The organism is Tibeticola sediminis (genome assembly GCF_003843835.1).
Taxonomy (GTDB): Bacteria; Pseudomonadota; Gammaproteobacteria; order Burkholderiales; family Burkholderiaceae_C; genus Tibeticola; species Tibeticola sediminis.
Genome location: NZ_RKQL01000003.1, coordinates 40,403 through 59,844, shown reverse-complemented (window position 1 = coordinate 59,844; position 19,442 = coordinate 40,403). Strand labels below are relative to the sequence as shown.

General features: G+C 67.8%; 16 protein-coding genes. 6 read left to right on the top strand and 10 right to left on the bottom strand.

Features of this window, described 5'->3' with window-relative positions; translation table 11 throughout:
* Positions 1-48 precede the first annotated feature (48 nt).
* Positions 49-1,650, top strand: a complete 1,602-nt coding sequence (locus EDC62_RS07195) for a GMC family oxidoreductase (protein WP_124222157.1) — start codon at positions 49-51, stop codon at positions 1,648-1,650.
* Between the two features lie 327 nt (positions 1,651-1,977).
* Here the strand turns inward: EDC62_RS07195 and EDC62_RS07190 are convergent, their stop codons facing one another.
* Together EDC62_RS07190 and EDC62_RS07185 are read right to left on the bottom strand one after the other, a co-directional pair.
* On the bottom strand, positions 1,978-2,826 hold the full coding sequence (locus EDC62_RS07190) for an ABC transporter permease (RefSeq protein ID WP_124222155.1): 849 nt from the start codon (positions 2,824-2,826) through the stop codon (positions 1,978-1,980).
* Positions 2,827-2,831: 5 nt separating this feature from the next.
* Positions 2,832-3,770 (bottom strand): ATP-binding cassette domain-containing protein, encoded by a 939-nt coding sequence (locus EDC62_RS07185; protein WP_124222153.1) that lies wholly within the window; start codon positions 3,768-3,770, stop codon positions 2,832-2,834.
* Between the two features lie 75 nt (positions 3,771-3,845).
* Between EDC62_RS07185 and asd the strand changes: the two genes are divergently transcribed.
* Positions 3,846-4,700 (top strand): archaetidylserine decarboxylase, encoded by an 855-nt coding sequence (gene asd, locus EDC62_RS07180; RefSeq protein WP_124222151.1) that lies wholly within the window; start codon positions 3,846-3,848, stop codon positions 4,698-4,700.
* Positions 4,701-4,931: 231 nt separating this feature from the next.
* On the opposite strand, the gene EDC62_RS07175 is transcribed toward asd, so the two are convergent.
* From EDC62_RS07175 to EDC62_RS07155, 5 genes are all read right to left on the bottom strand, one after another.
* Positions 4,932-6,140 (bottom strand): ABC transporter permease, encoded by a 1,209-nt coding sequence (locus EDC62_RS07175; RefSeq protein ID WP_124222149.1) that lies wholly within the window; start codon positions 6,138-6,140, stop codon positions 4,932-4,934.
* Positions 6,140-6,895 carry an ABC transporter ATP-binding protein gene (locus EDC62_RS07170; RefSeq protein WP_124222147.1) on the bottom strand — a complete coding sequence of 252 codons (756 nt, stop codon included), beginning with the start codon at positions 6,893-6,895 and terminating at the stop codon, positions 6,140-6,142. Before EDC62_RS07170 ends, EDC62_RS07175 begins: the two co-directional genes overlap by 1 nt.
* Positions 6,892-8,223 (bottom strand): efflux RND transporter periplasmic adaptor subunit, encoded by a 1,332-nt coding sequence (locus tag EDC62_RS07165; protein WP_124222145.1) that lies wholly within the window; start codon positions 8,221-8,223, stop codon positions 6,892-6,894. Before EDC62_RS07165 ends, EDC62_RS07170 begins: the two co-directional genes overlap by 4 nt.
* Entirely contained in the window at positions 8,220-9,755 is a 1,536-nt protein-coding gene (locus EDC62_RS07160) for an efflux transporter outer membrane subunit (RefSeq protein WP_124222143.1), read from the bottom strand. The genes EDC62_RS07165 and EDC62_RS07160 overlap by 4 nt, the downstream gene beginning before the upstream one ends.
* An 84-nt stretch (positions 9,756-9,839) precedes the next feature.
* The gene (locus EDC62_RS07155; protein WP_484421896.1) at positions 9,840-11,342 is read right to left on the bottom strand and encodes an AMP nucleosidase; all 1,503 of its coding nucleotides are present in this window, start codon (positions 11,340-11,342) and stop codon (positions 9,840-9,842) included.
* A gap of 80 nt (positions 11,343-11,422) precedes the next feature.
* Between EDC62_RS07155 and EDC62_RS07150 the strand changes: the two genes are divergently transcribed.
* The gene (locus EDC62_RS07150) at positions 11,423-12,724 is read left to right on the top strand and encodes a DUF4010 domain-containing protein (RefSeq protein WP_124222139.1); all 1,302 of its coding nucleotides are present in this window, start codon (positions 11,423-11,425) and stop codon (positions 12,722-12,724) included.
* A 285-nt stretch (positions 12,725-13,009) separates the two neighbouring features.
* On the opposite strand, the gene lysA is transcribed toward EDC62_RS07150, so the two are convergent.
* Positions 13,010-14,293: a diaminopimelate decarboxylase gene (gene lysA, locus EDC62_RS07145; RefSeq protein ID WP_124222137.1), complete on the bottom strand. Its 1,284-nt coding sequence runs from the start codon at positions 14,291-14,293 to the stop codon at positions 13,010-13,012.
* Positions 14,290-14,427: an LPS translocon maturation chaperone LptM gene (gene lptM, locus EDC62_RS13295; RefSeq protein WP_211330948.1), complete on the bottom strand. Its 138-nt coding sequence runs from the start codon at positions 14,425-14,427 to the stop codon at positions 14,290-14,292. The genes lysA and lptM overlap by 4 nt, the downstream gene beginning before the upstream one ends.
* Before the next feature lie 12 nt (positions 14,428-14,439).
* Between lptM and cyaY the strand changes: the two genes are divergently transcribed.
* On the top strand, positions 14,440-14,772 hold the full coding sequence (cyaY, locus tag EDC62_RS07135) for an iron donor protein CyaY (RefSeq protein ID WP_124222135.1): 333 nt from the start codon (positions 14,440-14,442) through the stop codon (positions 14,770-14,772).
* Positions 14,773-14,808: 36 nt separating this feature from the next.
* On the opposite strand, the gene EDC62_RS07130 is transcribed toward cyaY, so the two are convergent.
* A complete protein-coding gene (locus tag EDC62_RS07130) occupies positions 14,809-17,220 on the bottom strand; it encodes a penicillin-binding protein 1A (protein ID WP_124222133.1) in 2,412 nt (803 codons plus the stop codon).
* Positions 17,221-17,744: 524 nt separating this feature from the next.
* Between EDC62_RS07130 and EDC62_RS07125 the strand changes: the two genes are divergently transcribed.
* Positions 17,745-18,830 (top strand): pilus assembly protein PilM, encoded by a 1,086-nt coding sequence (locus tag EDC62_RS07125; protein WP_425469993.1) that lies wholly within the window; start codon positions 17,745-17,747, stop codon positions 18,828-18,830.
* On the top strand, positions 18,827-19,429 hold the full coding sequence (locus tag EDC62_RS07120; protein ID WP_124222131.1) for a PilN domain-containing protein: 603 nt from the start codon (positions 18,827-18,829) through the stop codon (positions 19,427-19,429). The genes EDC62_RS07125 and EDC62_RS07120 overlap by 4 nt, the downstream gene beginning before the upstream one ends.
* The last annotated feature ends 13 nt before the right edge of the window (positions 19,430-19,442 follow it).

The window sequence follows — 19,442 nt, the reverse complement described above, 5'->3', positions numbered from 1 at the left end:
CTGGGGTAAGGTTCGCTGCTGTTTTTACGCTCGTCGGAGTGTCCATCGATGCAAGCCTCGGAAGTCGACTATTTGATCATCGGTGCCGGCTCGGCCGGCAGTGTGCTGGCGGGGCGGCTCAGCGAAGACCCAGGCACGCAGGTCACGCTGATCGAGGCCGGGCCGGCCGATCGCAGTGTGCTCATCCACTGCCCGGCTGGGCTTGCGCTCATGGCCAAGAGCCGCCAGCTCAACTGGGGTTTCGAAACCGTGCCACAGCCCGGGCTCAATGGCCGGCGCGGCTACCAGCCGCGCGGCAAGGTGCTGGGGGGCTCGAGCTCCATCAACGCCATGATCTACATGCGCGGCCACCGCGCCGACTACGACGCCTGGGCAGCCGAGGGCAACGCCGGCTGGTCGTACGAGGAGGTCTTGCCGTATTTCAAACGCAGCGAGCACAACGAGCGCGGTGCCGACGCCTTCCACGGCACCGGCGGCCCACTCAACGTGATGGACTTGCGCAGCCCCAACCCGTTTGGCCCTCGTTTCGTCGAAGCCGCCAAGGAAGCGGGCTTTGCCGCCAACCCTGACTTCAACGGCGCCGAGCAAGAGGGCGTGGGCCTGTACCAGGTCACGCACAAGAACGGCGAGCGCTGCTCCGCTGCCAAGGCCTACCTCACGCCCAACCTCGGCCGGCCCAACCTGCAGGTGCGCACGGGCGCGCTGGTGACGCGCATCGTGCTCGAAGGCAGGCGGGCGGTGGGCGTGGAACTGCTCGAGGGCGGGCAGACCGTGACGCTGCGCGCGCGCCGCGAAGTGTTGCTGTGCGCCGGCGCGTTCCAGTCGCCGCAGCTGTTGATGCTCTCGGGCATCGGGCCGGCCGACGAGCTGCGCCGTCATGGCATTGCGGTGCGGCACGAGCTGCCTGGCGTCGGCGCGCATCTGCACGATCACCCCGACGTGGTGCTGGTGTACGACCTGCCCGGCGCGACCGACCTCTTTGGCCTGTCGCTCGCGGGCGCGGCGCGCGTGTGGCGCGGCATCGGCGAATGGCGGCGGCAGCGCAGCGGCATGCTCACCACCAACTTTGCCGAGGCGGGCGGCTTCATCAAGAGCGACGCCGCCGAGCCCATCCCCGATCTGCAATTGCATTTCGTGATCGGCAAGCTCGTCGATCACGGCCGCAAGACCGTGTTCGGCCATGGCTTCTCGTGCCATGTCTGCGTGCTGCGCCCCAGAAGCCGCGGCAGCCTGCGCCTGGCGAGCGCCGATCCCCGTGCCGCACCCCTGATCGACCCCGCGTTCCTGCAAGACCCGGATGACCTGCGCCGCATGGTGCTCGGCTTCAAGCAGATGCGCGACATCCTCAACCGTCCCGCGCTGGCCCGTTTTGGCGGCCGTGAACTGCCCGCCTCGGCCAGCGCCCGAAGCGATGCCGAGATCGAGACCTTCATCCGCAACCACGCCGACACCATCTACCACCCGGTCGGCACCTGTCGGATGGGCACGGGCGCGCTCGATGTGGTCGACACGACGTTGCGCGTGCGCGGGATCGAGGGCCTGCGGGTGGTCGACGCCTCGGTGATGCCCTCGGTTGTGGGCGGCAACACCAACGCGCCGGTCATCATGATCGCGGAGAAAGCCGCCGACCTGATTCGCGCACAGGCGTGACGCGTCGGCGTTCCACGCCTCATTTGGGGCAATTTAGCCAGGACGCCAGCGTGAAATGGCGCTTTTCTGCTATCGAAAAAAGACCACTCAGCCTAAATCCGGCAGTTGAGCGCGCCCGGGCGTGCCGTCATCGGGCGCGCGGGCAAGGCGCAAACCGCAGACATGGCGGGTGCCATGGCGAGGATTTGCAACGCCGCCCCCGTGCCTGAGGGCGGCTCGACTGGGTGCGCAGCGCTCACTCGAGCGGTGAACTGTCTCCGCAGCAAAAACCATCGCAATAACAACACCTTGCATTCAGCGAGAAGCGGTCAACTGCCGGATTTAGGCTCAGCGCGCGAAGCGTTTGCGCGTGAGTGCGAGGGCGAGCCAGAAAGCTGCTGTGCTGTAGCCGGCGAGCACCGCGGCGTGGCGCAGCGCGTGTTCGGGCCAGCGGTCGAGGAACAGCGGGCGCACCAGTTCCACCGCGGCGGTCAGCGGCAGCCACTGCGCGATCTCGCGCACCAGCGCGGGCAGCTGCGACTGCGGAAAGAAGATGCCCGAGAGGAACATCATCGGCGTGAGAAACAGCGTGAAGTAGTAGGTGAAGAAGTCGTAGCCCTTGGCCAGCGCGTTGAACACCAGCGCGATGCACGAGAAGGTGACGCCCACGCCCAGCAGCACTGGCCAGGCCAGGAGCAGCTTGGGACTGTGGCTGATGCCGAGCGCCAGCATCACGCCGAGGATGGCGGTGATGGTGAACAGCGACTTGAACGCCGCCCAGAGCATTTCGGCGAGTACCACGTCGTCGAGCTGCACCGGCGCATTCAAGATTCCGTCCCAGGTCTTTTGCACATGCATGCGCGAGAAGGCCGAATACAGCGCCTCGAAGCTCGCCGCGTTCATCGCGCTCATGCAGATGCTGCCGCTGGCGAGAAAGAGGATGTAGGGCACCGCAGCACCCTCGACCTGCACTTGGCCGACCAGCGCACCGAGCCCGTAGCCAAAGGCGACGAGCCACATCAGCGGCTCGGCGATGTTGGCGAGCAGGCTCGGGATCGCCAGCTTCTTCCACACCAGCAGGTTGCGCAGAAACACCGGCCACCAGCGCATCGACAGGCGCGGCGGGGCCCAGGGCGAGGGCAGCGCGGGCGATGCGGGCGCTCGGGGCGACGGGGCAGAACTGAGGGGCGGGGTCATGAGCGTCAACCTTCTTCGCGGATTTGCCGTCCGGTCAGCTTCAAAAACAGGTCTTCGAGGTTGGCCGGACGGTGCAGCGTGCGCAGGCCTGGCCAGGCGTCGAGCGCGAGGAGCAGCGGGTGCGCGTCGGCGGTGTAGAAAAACACCGTCTCCCCGCTCGTCTCCACGCGCGCGGCGAGCGAGCGCAGCGTGGCGTCCTGCGCCAGCGCGAGCGCCCCGTTGCCGTAGACCTCGACCACGTCGGGCTCGAGATGCTGCTCGATCAGCGCACGCGGCGTGCCCTCGGCGATCTTGCGTCCGTGGTCGAGCACCAGCAGCCGGTGGCACAGGCGTTCGGCCTCGTCCATGAAATGCGTGGTCAGCAGGATCGACTTGCCCTGTTGCAGCAGCAGTTGCAGCCGCTCCCACATCAGGTGCCGGGCTTGCGGGTCGAGGCCGGTGGTCGGCTCGTCGAGCAGCAGCAGTTCGGGGTCATTGACCAGCGCGCGCGCGAGACTCAAGCGCCGCTTCATGCCACCCGAGAGCTCACCCGGCTTGGCACGCGCCTTGTGGGTGAGCGCCGCAAACTCCAGCAGCTGCGGGATGCGCTCTCGGATGGCCGCGGTCGGCAGCCCGAAGTAGCGGCCATAGACCAGCAGGTTTTCCGCCAGGTCGAAGTCCGGGTCGAGCGTGTCGAACTGCGCGACCACGCCGAGCCGTGCCTTGATCGCCAGCGCATCGGTCGGCATGCGCAGCGCCGCGCCGCCAAAACGGTACTCGATGCGCCCCTCGTCGGGTGCCGTCTGCCCGAGCAGCGTACGGATGGTCGTGGTCTTGCCCGCGCCGTTGGGCCCGATGATGCCCAGACATTCGCCGGGTGCAATGTGAAAAGCCAGCCCATCGACGACGGTGGCCGCTCCGTAACGCTTGCGCAGGGATTGAACTTCGAGCAGGGGCGAGGTCATGCGCCCGATTGTCGCTGCAGTGGCGTCCGCTCGCCCCTCCTACAATCGGCCACCCCTTCGTCCACAGGAGTTGGCTTGCTCGACCGTCTCGCGGTACTGCCGCAATATCTGCTGCCCCAACGCGCGCTGACCGAGTTCGCGGGCTGGGCGGCGCGCTGCACTGCTCGCGGCTGGACGCGGCGGGTGATTCCCTGGTTCATACGCCGTTACCGGGTGGACATGAGTGAAGCCGCGGTGTCCGACCCGGCGGCCTACGCGAGCTTCAACGACTTCTTCACCCGCGCGCTCAAGCCCGGCGCGCGGCCGCTGGCGGCGAGCCCCTGGATCTGCCCTGTCGACGGCGCGGTCAGCCAGTGCGGCCCGATCGAGGGCGAGCAGATTTTTCAGGCCAAAGGCCACCACTACCGCACGACGGCGCTGCTCGGCGGCGATGCGGCGCTGGCGGCGACCTTTGCCGACGGAAGTTTTGCCACGCTCTACCTCAGTCCACGCGACTATCACCGCATCCACATGCCGTGCGCGGGTCGGCTGCTGCGCATGATCCATGTGCCCGGGGCGCTGTTTTCCGTGAACCCGACCACCGCCCGCGGCGTGCCAGGGCTGTTTGCGCGTAATGAGCGCGTGGTTTGCCTGTTCGAGACCGACGACGGGCCGCTCGCGCTGGTGCTGGTGGGTGCCACCATCGTCGGCAGCATCGCCACCGCCTGGCACGGCGTGGTGACGCCGCCGCGCAGCGGGCAACTGCGCGAATGGCGCTACGAGGGGCAGGACATCCGGCTCGCGCAGGGCGAGGAGATGGGGCGCTTTCTGCTGGGCTCGACGGTGATCGTGCTTTGGCCTCGGGCCACCGCCGCACTCACCCCCGACTGGCGCCCGGGCCGACCCGTGCGGCTCGGGGACGTGATGGCGACCCGCTGCGTTTCCCGCTGAAAGCCGGCGATTGCCGGCGTCAAACGGTCGTTCTTTGCTCTTAGGGCAACGCTGAACAAGTCCCTCGCGCGCCGCGCATCCCGGCTGCGGGCGGTCTGCGTCGTTGCAAATCCTCGCCATAGCTGCGGCTATGGCTGCGGTTTGCGCCTCGCGTCCCATCCCGCGGCCGGGCGCGCGCCATCGCGGGAACTTATTCAGCGTTGCCTTAAAAACGAAGCTTCTGGCCGTGGCTTACTCGTGGCGCAGCGCGTCGATCGGGTCGAGCCGTGCGGCGCGCCGCGCGGGAAAATAGCCAAACAACACGCCGATTGCCGCCGAGAAGGCGAAGGCCAGCAGGTTGACGCCCGGGTTGAACAGATACGGGATGTCCATCGCCGAGGCAATCGCCAGCGACGCCACGGTCGCAAGCACGATGCCGACCACGCCGCCGAGCGAGGACAGCACCACGGCCTCGATCAGGAACTGCAGCAGGACCTCGCGCTCGAGCGCGCCGATGGCCAGCCGCAGGCCAATCTCCCGCGTGCGCTCGGTCACGCTCACCAGCATGATGTTCATGATGCCGATGCCGCCCACCAGCAGGCTCACCGCCGCCACCGCTCCCAGCAGCAGCGTCATGATGCGGGTGGTGCCCGACATGGTGTCGGCGAGCTGCTTGGTGTCGAGGATGTTGAAGTTGTTTTCCTCGCCCTCGGCGAGCTTGCGCCGCTCGCGCAGCAGCTGGGTCAGGGCCTGCTTGACGCGTTCGGCGTCGGCGTCGTCGCGCATCGAGACGAGCAGCGTATTGACCCGCGTGTTGCCGGTCACGCGGCGCTGCAGCGCGCGGATCGGCAGCACCACCACGTCGTCCTGGTCGTTGCCGAAGGCGCCTTGGCCTTTGCTGCCGAGCACGCCGACGATTTCGCACGACATACGGCGGATGCGCAGTTGCTGTCCGAGCACGTCGCCGCCCCCGAAAAGCTCACGGCGGATGGTCTCACCGATCCAGCACACCGCAGCACCCGCGCGGGTCTCGCTGTCGGAAAACGGCCGGCCCGCCGAGAGCTTCCAGTTGCCCACGTCGAGCCAAGCATCGGTGGTGCCGATGATGCTCGTGGTCCAGTTGCGGCCGTTGGCGACCACCGTCGCGCCGGTGCGCGCTTCGGGGGCGACGGCCGCCACGCCGCTGATTTGGGTGGCAATGGCATCGGCATCTTCCTCTTTGAACGCCGGCGCACCGCTGAAGCCCGAGCCGGGCCCGAGCCGCTGCCCCGGCCGGATCTGCAGCAAATTGGTGCCCAGGCTCGCGATCTGGCTTTGAACCGCGAGGGTTGCGCCGTTACCCAGCGTGACCATGGTGATGACGGCGCTCACGCCGATCACGATGCCCAGCACCGTCAGGAACGAACGCAGCAGGTTGCGCCGGATCGAGCGCAAGGCCAGCAGCAACGTGCTGAGCCACATCAGCCGGCCTCCGTCGCGAGGGCGGGCATCTCGGGCGCGCGGGTCGGGTGCGGGTTGACCTCGTCGCTTTGGATACGCCCGTCGCGGAAATGCACCACGCGCTGCGCCCAGGCCGCCATGTCCGGCTCGTGCGTGACCATCAGGATGGTGATGCCGCGCTCGAGGTTGAGCCGGGCGAGCAGCGCCATGATCTCCACGCTGCGCGCGGTGTCGAGGTTGCCGGTCGGCTCGTCGGCCAGCAGCACCGCAGGCTGGGTGACGATGGCGCGCGCAATGGCCACGCGCTGCTGCTGCCCGCCCGAGAGTTCGCCCGGCGTGTGGTGCTCCCAGCCCGCCAGCCCCACGTCGGCCAGCGCCGCCGCAGCAGCCGCATGGCGCTCGCGCGCGGGCATGCCGCGGTAGATCAGCGGCAGCTCCACGTTTTCCAGGGCCGAGGTGCGCGCAAGCAGGTTGAAGCCCTGGAACACGAAGCCCAGGAAATGCCGCCGCAGCAGCGCGCGCTGATCGCGGTCGAGCCGTTCGACATGCACGCCCCGGAAGCGATACGCGCCGCTGCTCGGGCGGTCCAGACAGCCCAGCACGTTGAGCGCGGTCGACTTACCCGATCCGCTCGGCCCCATGATGGCGACGAACTCCCCGGCGCGCACCCGTAGATCGACGCCCTTGAGCGCGGCAAAGGCGGTCGATCCGCTGCCGTAGACCTTGGTGACCTGCTGCAGTTCGATCAGCGGTTCGATGGGGGGCGCGTCGCTCATTTCGACGCCCCGCTGCGCTGGTCGACGATCACGGCCATGCCTTCTTTGAGCTCTGGCGCACTCACCTCGGTCAGGCGGCCGTCGCTGATGCCGACCGTGACCGTGATCGGCACCGGCTGGCCTTGGTCCAGCACCCAGATGCGCCGCTCGGCATTGGGGCCGCGGCGGTTTTCCGTGCCGGGTTTCTTCGGCCCGGTCGAGGGCATGCGGGGCATCAGCATGGACGTGAGGCCGCCGCTGCTGCCCGCTTTGGCATTGGCCGCAGCGCTCTCGGGATTGAAGCGCAGCGCCGTGTTGGGAACCACCAGCACGCCGTCGTGCTCGTTGGCCACGATGGTCGCCGCGGCGGTCATGCCGGGGCGCAGGCTCAGGTCATCGTTACGCACCTCGAGGTAAGTCGTATAGGTGATGACGTTGTCGGTTTTGGTGGAGCCAAAGGCCACCCGCGTGACGCTCGCCGGGTATCGGCGTGTGGGGTAGGACGAAACGGTGAAAGACGCCTTTTGGCCCGGCCGGACGTTGCCCACATCGGCTTCGTCGACCGCAAGTTCCACCCGGACCTGCGCGAGGTCTTCGGCCAGCGACAGCAGCGTCACCGCCTGCAGCGAGGCCGCCACCGCATTGCCGGGCTCCACCGTGCGCGAGAGCACCACGCCATCGATCGGGGAGACGATGGAGGCCTTGGACAGGTTGGTCCGGTCGGTCGAGAGCTGCGCCTCGGCCTGCGCCACGGCAGCGGCGGCACTCTCGAGCGCAGCGGCTGCGCGGGTGACATTCGCGCGCGCAGTGTCGAGTTCAGCCGCCGAGGGCACCTGACCGCTCGAGAGCCGCGCCACTTCCTCGAGCCGCGCCAGGTTGGCTTGCGCCTCGGCCAGCGTGGCTTTGGCTTGCTCGCGCGCGGCCCGCGCCGAGAGCAGCGCCGCTTCCGAGCGCTTCACCTGGTCGCTGAGCTTCGCGGTGTCGAGCATCACCAACACCTGTCCCTTCTTGACCCGGTCGTTGACGTCCACGTACACCTGTTTGACCGTGCCCGACAGTTCGCTGCCGATGTTCACCGTGCGCGTGGGCACCACCGTACCGTTGGCAGCAACCGTCTGCGTGATCTTGCCGCGCTTGAGCGGCTCGGTGATGTAGCGCGGCGCGGCTTGCGCCGCCGTGCGCTGGCTCCACCAATAGGCCGCGCCGCCGAGGGCGATGACGGCCACCACGGCGATCCACACGCCCGGGCGTTGCCACCAGCGGCGACGCGCCGCGGGGTCGAGCAAGGCCTGCAGATCGAGCGCGCCGCGGTCGTTCGCAGCGGAGGGGGCGGAGGGCGTGGAGCTCATGGTGTGGACGGGACAAGGGGGGCGATGACGGCCGAGGAAACAGGGGATGCTTGGGGCGGATCGGCAAGGACGCCACCACCGAGCGCTTGCGCCAGCCGCACGCCATCCGCCGCGAGCGTGGCCTGCTGCACCTGCACCGCGTCTTCGGTCCGCAGGCGGGCACGCTGGGCGTCGAGCACGGTGCGGAAGTCCACCAGGCCGCTGCGGTAGCGCTGCTGCGCGATGAGCTCGGCATCGCGCGCGGCCGTCGCGGCGGCTTGCAGATGCTGCAGCCGCTCGCCATCTTGGCGCAGTGCAAGCAGGGCGTTTTCGACGTCCTTGAGGGCAGCGAGCACCGTGCCCAGCCATTGCGCGCGGGCCTGCTCCAGCGCAGCCGCCTGGGCGCGCTGCTGCGCCGCGAGCGCACCGCCGTCGAACAAGGGCACGCTCAGGCTCGCGAGCAAGGTGTTGGCGACCGAGCCGTCGAGCAGCCCGCCCAGCGTGAGGGCGCGCAGCCCCAGCGTGGCGCTGAGCGAGAAGCTGGGCCAGCGCGCCGCAGCGGCCTGGTCCAGCCGCGCGAGCGCCGCCTGCACCCGCGACTCGGCCGCGCGCACGTCGGGCCGCTGGCGCAGCACCTCGGCCGGTAGCGCAAGGGTTTGCGCCGTCGGCCACTGCGGCAGCGGCGCGGCCACGCCCAGGCGCTCGCGCAGCGCCGCGGGTGGCTCACCGCAGAGCACGGCCAGCGCATGCAGATCCTGGCCGATCGCCGTGCCCAGGCTGGCGACCGTTGCGGCCGTCTGCGCCACGTTTTGCGTCGCTTGCGCGAGGTCGAGCGACGAGGCCAGACCCGCCTGCACCCGCCATGCGGTGATGCGCTGGGTGTCTTGTTGGGCTTGCAGGTTGCGTTCGGCAATTGCCAGCCGCGCCTGCTGGCTGCGCAGGTCGAGGTAGTTGAGCGCGACGCTCGTGCTGATGGCCAGCCGCGTGCCGGCCAGACTGGCCCAGGCCGCCTGCGCGTCGGCCGCCGCCGCGCGCGCCGCGGCCGCGTTGCCGCCGAACAGGTCGGGGTTGAAGCCGCCGTTCAAGCTCACGCCGTAGCTGTTGGCTGCGCTCGCGCTGCCGTTTTTGCTGCGCTGCGCCGAGCCGGAAAGCGACAGGTTCGGCCCCAATGCGGCCTCACGTGCGTCGGCGAGCGCTTCGGCCTGCGCGAGCGCGGCGCGGGCGGCGGCCAGATCGGTGTTGCGCGCAAGCGCTTGCGTCATCAGCGCATCGAGCCTTGCATCGGCGAGCGTCTGCCACCAGCCGGGCGATAGGCTCGCCGCCGCTTGCGTACGTACACCGGGCGCGCCTTGCGCCCAGCTCGCCGGCACTTCGGCCGAGAGCGGCGCAGCCGGCGCTTGCACGACCGCGGCACAGCCCCCCAGAGCCAGGGTGATGAAGCCCACGAGGCCCAGCGGCACGGCGTGGTCCGAAGCCAGCGTGCAGCCGGGTGCGACGGAGAAGCTGCGGCGTCGCTTCAGCGGTGCGCGGGAAAGCAGGGCGGTCAACGGCATGGGGCGCAAGGATACGACCGATGTATGAAGCGCACGTAAACGCAGCGCAGATGCCCGAGGGTATGTGGGGCCACACCTTGTGGGCTATTGAAACGCCACCTCGTTGAAGCTGCGCAGCTTGCGGCTGTGCAGCCGCTCGGGGCCGGCGGCGCGCAAGCGCTCGACGGCGGCGAGGCCGATGCGCAGATGCTGGCCCACGCGCTCGCGGTAGAAGGCGTTGGCCATGCCCGGCAGCTTGATTTCGCCGTGCAGCGGCTTGTCGGAGACGCACAGCAGCGTGCCGTAGGGCACCCGGAAGCGAAAACCGTTGGCTGCCAGCGTCGCGCTTTCCATGTCGAGCGCGATCGCCCGGCTCTGGCTGAAGCGCCGCTCGGGCGTGGTGAGCGCATCGCGTGAGGGCAACAACTCCCAGTTGCGGTTGTCGGTGCTGGCCACGGTGCCGGTGCGCAGCACGCGCTTGAGCTCGGCGCCTTCGAGTCCGGTGACGGCTTCGACTGCGGTCTCGAGCGCGACCTGCACCTCGGCCAGCGCCGGAATCGGCACCCACAGCGGCAGTTCCTCGTCGAGCACATGGTCCTCGCGCACATAGGCGTGGGCCAGCACATAGTCACCCAGCCGCTGGCTGTTGCGCAGCCCCGCGCAGTGGCCCAGCATGATCCACGCATGCGGGCGCAGCACGGCGATGTGGTCGGTGATGGTTTTGGCGTTGGATGGGCCGACGCCGATGTTGACCATGCTGATGCCGCTGCGGTCGGCGCGCAGCAGGTGCCAGGCGGGCATTTGCGGCAGCCGGGCCGGCGCCACCCCTTGCGGTGCCGCGAGCCAGGCCGCGCGCTCGGCCTCCGGCAGGCCGCGTCGCCAGGTGACGACGTTGCCGGGTGCGACGAAGGCGAGATAGTCGCTGTCGGGCCGATCCATTTCGGCTTCGGCAAGTGCGACGAACTCGTCGATGTAGAACTGGTAATTGGTGAACAACACGAAGTTCTGGAACCACTCCGGCGCCGTGCCGGTGTAGTGGCGCAGGCGGTGCAGCGAGTAGTCCACACGCGGCGCGGTAAAGAGCGCGAGCGGCTGCGCTTCGCCCGGCTGCAGGATGGCCGTGCCGTTGGCGATGCCGTCGTCCATCGCGCTGAGGTCGGGCAGGTCGAAGACTTCGCGCAGGCGCTGGCGGCGCGCTTCGGGCAGGTCGGCTTCGACCGAGTCTTCGGCGACGCCCGCGAAAGGCAAGGGGATGGGCTGGTGGCTCGTGCCCACTTCGATCGCCACGCCGTGGTTGGCGCGCAGCGCGGTGAATTGGGCCAGCAGATAGGGGCCAAAGAGGTCGGGCCGCGTCACCGTCGTCTCGAAGCGGCCGGGACCGGCGACGAAACCCCAGGCCAGGCCGGGATCGACCGGCGTGCGCTCGCTCACCTCGATGCGCACGAACGGGTAGTGCGCGCGTACGCGTGGCCAGGGGGCGTCGGCGTCCAGGCCGGCATAGGCCTCTCCAGCGGCATAGCGGCGCAGGTGGTCGCGCAGGTGCGCCAGCGCGTCGGCGTAGATGCGTTGCACCTGGGCCAGCGCGGCTTGCGGGTCGTCGAAGCGCATGGGCGCGATGAAGGGCGGGAGGGCGATGGGTGTGGCGTTGTTCATGGGGATCGATTGTCCGCGCAGGGTAGCATCGCTGCATGAACGGCATCGGCTCCCCGGATTTCCTCCACGCGGTGGCGCTGCTGGCGGCCGCGCTCGGTTGCGGGCTGCTCGTTGGCGTCGAGCGGGAGCGGCGCAAAGGCGATGGCGCGAGCCGGCGACCCGCGGGTCTGCGCACGTTTGCGATCACCTCGGTCATGGGCGCGGCGGGCATGCTTGCCGGTGGCGTTTTCCTGGCGTTGGTCGGGGCGCTGTTGGTCGCGGCCTTGGTGGTCGTCGCGTATGGGCGCGACCGCGGCCAGGACCCGGGCATCACGACCGAACTCGCCTTGATGCTGACCTATTTCATCGGCGTGCTGTGCACGGTGGACCCGGCTTTGGCCTCGGCGCTGGCGGTGGCGCTGACGGCGCTGCTGGCTGCCCGCGAGCCGCTGCATCGCTTTGCGCGCCAGTGGCTCACCGAGGGCGAGGTGCGCGACGGCATCATCCTCGCCGCGCTGTTGCTGGTCGCGCTGCCGGTCGTGCCCGATCGGCCGCTCTGGGGGCCGGTGCTCAATCCGCATGTGCTGCTCAAGCTTCTGGCTTTGATGCTGGCTGTGCAGGCGCTCGGCCACCTGGCGCGGCGCTTGTTGCGTGCGCGCCAAGCGCTGGTGCTCTCGGCCGTTTCCGCCGGTTTCGTCAGCAGCACGGCCACCATCGCCCAGGCCGGTCTGGTCGCTCGCGCTCAGGCGCAGGAGCCCGCCGTCGTTCGAACGCAAGCCGCCGTCGGCGTTCTCAGTTGTGTGGCGACCATGGTGCAGCTGCTGCTGGTTGCGGGCACGGTGCAACCCTCCTGGGTGCGGCTGTTGGCCCTGCCGGCACTGGCGGGCGCCGGCTTCGCGGCGTTTTGGGGCATGTGGCTGCTGCGTGGCACGCACACGCAGGATCTGTCGGGCGTCGAGTCGGGGCCGCTGCCTCCCAGTGAGCGCATGTTCAGCCTGCCGCAGGCCGCGGGCGTGGCGGTCGCGCTCACAGGCGTCACGGCCCTGACCCAGGCGGCGCGCGCAGGGCTGGGCGATGCGGGCCTTTGGGCGACGACCCTGCTGGCGGCGCTGTTCGAACTGCACTCGGCCGTGGCGGCCGTGCTGGCCCAGGGTCCTGCGCCCGTCAGCGCTCAGGATGCCCATTTCCCCTTGCTGTGGGCGGTGCTGGGGGCACTGACCGTGCACGGCTTGGCGAAGTCGGTCGTCGCGGCCGTCAGCGGCGGCTGGGTGTATGCGCGCGCCGCACTCGGCGGGCTGCTCGGTCATACCGCCGTGTTCGTGGGCTTGCTGGCTTGGCTGGGCGGCGTGTTTGGCTGAGAGGCTGAGAGGGAATTGGTCATGCCCGCTTTGACGCCCCAAAACACGCCCGAGGGCGTTGCAAATGCGCGCCGTAGCCCGAGCTACGGCTGTGCTTTGCGCCTACTCGGGCGCGTTTTGGGGCGCCCCTTCGGGCACGCCCAATTCCCTCTCAGCCTCTGAGGCTACGCTGAACCCGTCCTTGGTATTGCGCCGGTCCGGCGCTCGGGGGCCAAAAGCGGGGGTTCGGGCTTTGTCTTGAGGCTTTTGGGCCGGATGCCGGCGTGAAACGGCGCTCAGGTGCTCTCAATCCAGGAGCATTTCGTGTTTCCACAAATCCGGCAAGCGCTCACGCTGCCGGATGAGATGCACGGCGGCGCCGTCCACCAGCACCTCGGCCGCGCGGGGGCGGGTGTTGTAGTTGCTCGCCATGCTCATGCAGTAGGCCCCGGCCGAGAGCACGGCGAGTCGGTCACCCACCGCCGGATCGAGGGCGCGGTCACGCCCGAGCCAGTCGCCACTTTCACAGACCGGGCCGACGACATCCCACAGCGGCGCATCCGACCGCGCTGCACCAGGCCGCAGCGGCACGATCTCGTGGTAAGCCTCGTACATCGCGGGCCGCGGCAGATCGTTCATGGCGGCGTCGACGATGCAGAAGTTTTTCTCGTCGCCGGGCTTGAGGTACAGCACCTCGGTCAGGCACACGCCGGCGTTGCCCACGAGCGAACGCCCGGGCTCGACCAGCAGACGTCGATTTCCATAGCCGCGTGCATCGAGCCGCTCGAGCAGCAAGCGCCACAGGGCGTCGGCTGCGGGGGGCGTTTCGCCGTGGTAGTCGATGCCCAGGCCACCGCCGAAATCGAGGTGCTCGAGCCGCAGGCCCTCGGCCTCGATCGCGTCGACCAGGTCCAGCACGCGTTCGAGCGCGTCGAGATACGGGGTGCTGTCGGTGATTTGCGAGCCGATGTGGCAGTCGATGCCGATCACCCGCAGCCCGGGTAGGCCAGCGGCATGCCGATAGACCCGCACCGCGCGCTCGTGCGCGATGCCGAATTTGTTGCTTTTGAGGCCGGTGGAAATATAGGGATGCGTCTTGGCATCGACGTTTGGGTTCACGCGCAGGCTCACGGGCGCGCGCTGGCCGCGGGCGAGCGCCACGGCCGAGAGCACTTCGAGTTCGGCTTCGCTTTCGACGTTGAAGCAGCCGATGCCCGCGTCGAGGGCGGCGTTCATTTCGGCGCGGGTCTTGCCCACCCCTGAGAAAATGATTTTTGCGGGGTCTGCGCCCGCTGCCAGCGCTCGTTGGAGCTCGCCGCCCGAGACGATGTCAAAGCCACAGCCCGCACGCGCGAACAGCTGCAGCACGGCGAGCGTGGAGTTGGCTTTCATCGCATAGCAGATGAGGCCATCACGGCCTTCGAGCCCGCGTTGGTACGCCGAGAGCGCCTCGAGCATGGCCGCCTTCGAATAGACGAACAAGGGCGTCCCAAAGCGTTCGGCGAGCGTGTCGAGCGCGACCGCCTCGAGCCAGAGCCGTCCATCGCGGTAGGCCAGATGCGGATGGCCGGGCAGTCGGGGTGCCGTCATCGCGCGGCTCCCGGCGCCGACGCGGGCACTGCAGCGGGGGGCAGCACGAGCGGGCCTTTTTGTCCACAGCCGGAGGTGGCCGCAACGGCAACGAGGGCAATGCCGCCCCCTAGAATCAAGCGCTTCAGGAACATCCGCGGATTGTAATGACCGACCTCGAATACCTCGAACACGCCGAAACCCTGCTGCGGCAGGTCGAACAAGCGTGTGACCGCATCAACGAAGAGAGCGACGCCGACATCGACAACCAGCGCGTCGGCGGCATGGTGACTTTGATCTTTCCGGACCGCAGTCAGATCGTCATCAACCTGCAAAAGCCCTTGCACGAAGTCTGGATGGCCAGCCGTTTTGGCGGCTACCACTACCGCTTCGACGGCACACACTGGCGCGACACCAAAGATCAGAGCGAGTTCTTCGACCGGCTGAGCCGAGACGCCAGCGCCCAAGCAGGCCGAAGCCTCGACTTCTCACCGCGGTAAGCGCGCGCGAGGCCGCTGCGTCACGCACGCGGCGCCTCAATCCTTGAAGAGGTCGAGGATGCGTCGCCGTTCCTCGGACGGCGCGGGCGGCGCAGCCGGCGCCGCTGGGCGGGGTGCATCGCCCGACTCCGGCATGCTGGGCATGCGATCCTCGAGGCCCAGGTTGCTCACCCCCGAGCCCGGCGCATATTCGGCGTAATACCACTCCCCCCCCACGTTCACGACGCCCTCGGGTGGTTCGAGTTCGGTGACCGGGACGCCATTGAGCGCCGTTTGCATATAGCGGATCCAGACGGGCAAGCTCAGCCCGCCGCCGGTTTCGCGGTCGCCCAGAGAGCGGGGCTGGTCGTAACCCATCCAGATGACCGCGGCAAGAGTTGGCTGGTAGCCGGCAAACCAGGTGTCGATCGAGTCGTTGGTGGTGCCGGTTTTCCCGGCGATGTCCGGGCGCTTGAGCGTGGCATACGCCTTGGCCGCCGTGCCCGATCGCGCCACTTCCTGCAGCAGCCGGTTCATGATGAAGGCGTTGCGCGGCTCGATCGCCTGCGGGGTCGCATCCGGCGCGGGCGGCTGCGTCTGCAGCAACACCTTGCCACGTTGATCCGTGATGCGGGTCACCAGCCACGGGCTCACGCGCCGGCCGCCGTTGGCAAACACCGAATACGCCGTGACCATCTGCATCGGCGTCACCGATCCGGCGCCGAGCGCCATCGTCAGATACGGCGGGTGCTTGTCCGGGTCGAAGCCAAAGCGGGTAATCCACTCCTGGGCATAGCGCGGCCCGATGGCTTGCAGCACGCGGATCGAGACCATGTTTTTCGATTTCGCCAGTGCCGTGTGCAACGGCATGGGCCCTTCGAACTTGCCGTCGTAATTCTTCGGCTCCCAGGGCTGCCCGCCGGTGACGCCGGCATCGAAAAACAGGGGTGCGTCGTTGACGACGGTCGTCGGCGTGAAGCCTTTTTCGAGCGCGGCCGAGTAGATGAAGGGCTTGAAGCTCGACCCCGGCTGCCTCCAGGCTTGCGTGACGTGGTTGAACTTGTTCTTGTTGAAGTCAAAACCCCCGACGAGCGCGCGGATGGCGCCGCTGCGCGGATCCATCGAGACGAAAGCCGCTTCGACTTCGGGCAGTTGCGTGATTTCCCAGCGGTTTTGAGCGGTGCGCATGACGCGGATGACCGCGCCGGGGCGAATGCGAATCTTCGGAGTGGCCTTGTCCGATAGCCCCGATTGCGCCGGCCGCAAGCCTTCGCCCGTGATCTCGATGCGTTCACCATTGGCGCGCACGGCCACGACCTTCTTCGGCTGGGCTTCGAGCACCACGGCCGCGAGCACGTCGCCGTTGTCGGGATGCTCGGCGAGCGCGTCGTCGATCGCGTCATCCCATGCACGCGGGTCGCTCGGCAGCTCGATGAAGGTTTCCGGACCGCGATACACCTGGCGCCGCTCGTAGTCCATGATGCCCTGGCGGACGGCCTCGTACGCCGCCCGTTGGTCGCGCGATGAGACGGTCGTGTACACGTTGAAGCCCCGCGTGTAGGTCTCTTCACCGTATTGGGCAAAAATCAGTTGTCGCGCCGTTTCCGCCACGTACTCGGCATGCAGACGGCTGCTATCGCTGGGCGTGCGGATGTGCAGCGGCTCTTTCTTCGCGGCTTCGGCTTGCTCGCGGGTGATGAAGCCGTTTTCGAGCATGCGGTCGATGATGTAGAGCTGACGCGCCCGGGCCCGTGCGGGGTTGGCAATCGGGTTGTAGGCCGAAGGCGCCTTGGGCAGTCCCGCGAGCATGGCCGCCTCGGCGATCGTGATGTCCTTGAGCGGCTTGCCGAAATAGGTCTCTGCCGCAGCGGCGAATCCGTAGGCCCGGTTGCCCAGATAGATCTGGTTCATGTAGATCTCGAGGATCTGGTCTTTCGTCAGCAGATGCTCCAGCTTGAAGGTCAGCAGGATTTCGTAAATCTTGCGCGTGTACGTCTTCTCGGCCGACAGGTAGACGTTGCGTGCGACCTGCATCGTGATGGTCGACGCGCCCTGGCTCTTGAGTTTTCCGAGGTTGGCCAAGCCCGCGCGGATCACACCGAGATAGTCGACACCACCGTGCTGATAAAAGCGGGCGTCTTCGACGGCGAGCACCGCGTCCTTCATGACCTTCGGAATTTCCGAGATCGGCGTCAGCTGTCGCCGCTCTTCGCCGAACTCACCCATCAGCACGCCGTCTTCCGTGTACACCCGCAGCGGCAGCTTGGGCCGGTAGTCGGTCAGGTTCGAGACGTCCGGCAGATTCGGATAGGCTACGGCCAGCGCCACCCCCACGAGGAGGGCCACGGTGACGGCACCCGCGGCGAATAGGCCGAGGCTCCACAACAAGAGCCGCAGCCACCAAGGCCGCTGTGCCGCGCGGGGCTGCGGCGATGCACCGGGCGTTCCGGTCGGTTCGGACGAGGGCATGGAGTTCCGAGGGATGGATCGGTTGAGATGGGCGGGCGGCTGGGCGAAGTTGGGTTCGCCCGTGCAGGCAAGGTTCGGCGGTGGATTATCTTAGCTCCAGCGGTCTGGCTTTCCGGAGGGTGGCACCCTTCTCCTCTCCTGCGGCGGGTCTGAAGCGGCCACGGTGGGTTTCGCTCCGAAATTCAGGGGCGAAACGGGCTGCGAAGGAGAAGGCCGGGTTGCCGAAGCGTCGGCTTTTGGCAACGCTTGCCAGGAGTCCGGTGCGATTTTCCCCCGTGCAGCAAGAGGCTTACTGCTAGGATTGAAGTGAAATGCAAGGCAACGCTGAATCAGTTCCCGTGATGGCGCGCGCCCGGCCGCGGGATGGGGTGCGAGGCGCAAACCACAGCCATAGCCGCAGCTATGGCGAGGATTTGCAACGAAGCAGACCGCCCGCAGCCGGGATGCGCGGCACGCGAGGGACTGGTTCAGCGTTGCCCTAAAGATCGTTCGAGCGGTGCGGCTTTTTTCAGGGGACTGACTTGATCTCTCTCGATGCCTTGGCGTCTTTTTTTCGCCGGAAGCAATCCGCGCTCGTGGGCGTGGACATCAGCTCGTCGAGCGTCAAGCTGGTCGAGCTCGGTCGCAACGCCGACGGGCAGTGGGTGCTCGAGCATTGCGGCATCGAGCGGCTCGAGCCCGGCTGGGTCAGCGATGGCAACATCGAGAAGTTTGACGAGGTTGCCGAGGCTCTGCGGCGCCTGGTCAAGAAAACCGGCACCAAAACCAAGAACGCTGCGCTCGCGCTGCCCGCCTCGTCGGTCATCACCCGCAGAATCGTGCTTCCCGCAGGCTTGAGCGAGCAGGAACTCGAGGTGCAGGTCGAGTCCGAGGCCAATCAATACATCCCGTTCTCGCTCGACGAAGTCAGTCTCGACTTTTGCGTTATCGGCCCCAACCCGCAGTCGCCGGGCGACGTCGATGTCCTGATCGCCGCTTCGCGCAAAGACAAGGTGCAAGACCGGCAGGGCCTGGCCGAGGCCGCTGGCCTCAAGCCGGTCATCATGGACATCGAGTCTTATGCCTCGCGGCGCGCGGCGGAGCGGCTGATCCAGGAACTCCCCGACGGTGGGCGCAACCTGATCGTTGCGCTCTTCGAGATCGGGGCATACACGACCAGCATGCAGGTCATCCGCAACGACGACGTGTTGTATGAGCGGGACCAGGCCTTCGGGGGCGCGCAACTCACGCAGCAACTGGTGCGCCAGTATGGCTTCACCCCCGAAGAGGCTGAAAACAAGAAGCGCAACGGCGATCTGCCCGAAGACTACGCGACCACGGTGCTGCGGCCCTTCGTCGATACGCTCGCGCAGGAAATCAGCCGCGCGCTGCAGTTCTTTTTCACCAGCACGCCTCACAACCGCGTGGACTATGTGATGTTGGGGGGCGGTTCGGCGGCGCTGGCGGGCCTGGCCGACGCGGTCACGCAGCAGACTTCTTTTGCCACCACCGTGATCGACCCGTTCCAGGATATGGAGCTCGGGTCGGGCGTCAGCGAAGGCAAGCTGCGGCGTGAGGCGCCGTCCTATCTGACGGCCTGCGGCTTGGCCATGCGGAGGTTCCTGTCGTGATTCTGATCAACCTCCTTCCCCATCGCGAAGAAGCGCGCAAGCGCCGCCGCGAGGAGTTTTACGCCGGCCTCGGGGCCGCTGCCGTCGCGGGCCTGCTCGTCGGCGGCCTGATTTATTTTTGGTACGACATCCAAATCAGCGACCAGCAGGGGCGCAACGCCTTTCTGGTGGCAGAAAATCGCCGGCTCGATGCGCAGATCAAGGACGTCGCCACCCTCCAGGACGAGATCAACGCGCTGCGTGCACGCCAGGAAGCGGTGGAGAGCCTTCAGGCCGACCGCAATCTGCCGGTTCATCTGCTCAATGAGCTTGTGCGGCTCCTGCCCGAAGGCGCTTACTTGACCGCGGTGCGCCAAGAGGATAGCCGGATCACGCTCAGTGGCGTGGCCCAGTCGAACGACCGCGTTTCGGAATTGCTGCGCAATCTCGCCAACGATAGCCCCTGGCTCGCGCGCCCCGAACTGGTCGAGATCGTCGCCGGTTCGGTGGCGCTGTCGCCGCGGGACCAGCGCCGTGTCTCCAATTTCACGATCCGGGTCTCTCTGCAGCGGACGGCTGCTGCGGCTGCGAACGCGGCTTCGGCATCCGTCAAGCGTTAAGGAAGCGCATCCA